General features: G+C 70.1%; 1 pseudogene. It reads right to left on the bottom strand.

Annotated features, from left to right (window positions below):
- Positions 1-653: pseudogene (locus DBR20_RS23240) on the bottom strand (fimbrial protein); the annotation flags it as partial.

Raw genomic sequence — 653 nt, 5'->3', positions numbered from 1 at the left:
CGCGCCAGGGTCGGATGGCGGCAGCGCGTCGCTGCCACTGGCGCGGTCGAGCAGGACCAGGCCGCTGGGATGCCGGGCCATTGCGGTGCGCGCCAAGGTGGCATCGATGCGGCTGGCATTGCGCAGCGCATCTTCGTAGTGGAAGCGGCTGTCCAGGTTGAGGTACAGGGCGAGGTCGCCGGCCGGCTGCGCCAGCTCCATCAGCAGCCCGTCCTGCACGGTTGCATCTCCCTGGGCCAGGGTATGGGTCTGTTGTGCGAGCACCGACAGATGTGCGGCCAGGGTGCTGGTGCCGACGCCGGCGCGCACGCCCAGCAGCACGATCAGGCGCGCCTTGTGCGCCTGCTGTGCGCTTGCGGCGGGGCGCGGTGACAGGGCGCGACGCAGGGCGGCTTCGATGCCGGTGTTGTCACTGTCCAGGTCCAGTACATCGCGCAGGCCGGCGCGCAGCGCCATCACCACGCCTTCAACCTGACCAGCGCTGGTGGCGCCCACCGCCACCAGGGTCAGTTCCGGTTGGGTCTGCTGCAGCTGCTGTGCCAGCACCGTCGATGCCGATGCATGCTCGGGGCGGAAGTCGAGCAGCACCAGGTTCTGCGGGCCACGCTGCAGGTCCTGTGCCGAGGTCGGCTCGTCGCTGTCCTGCCAATGCG

The organism is Stenotrophomonas sp. HMWF023 (assembly GCF_003060985.1).
Taxonomy (GTDB): Bacteria; Pseudomonadota; Gammaproteobacteria; order Xanthomonadales; family Xanthomonadaceae; genus Stenotrophomonas; species Stenotrophomonas lactitubi.
This window is presented reverse-complemented; position numbering and strand designations above follow the sequence as displayed.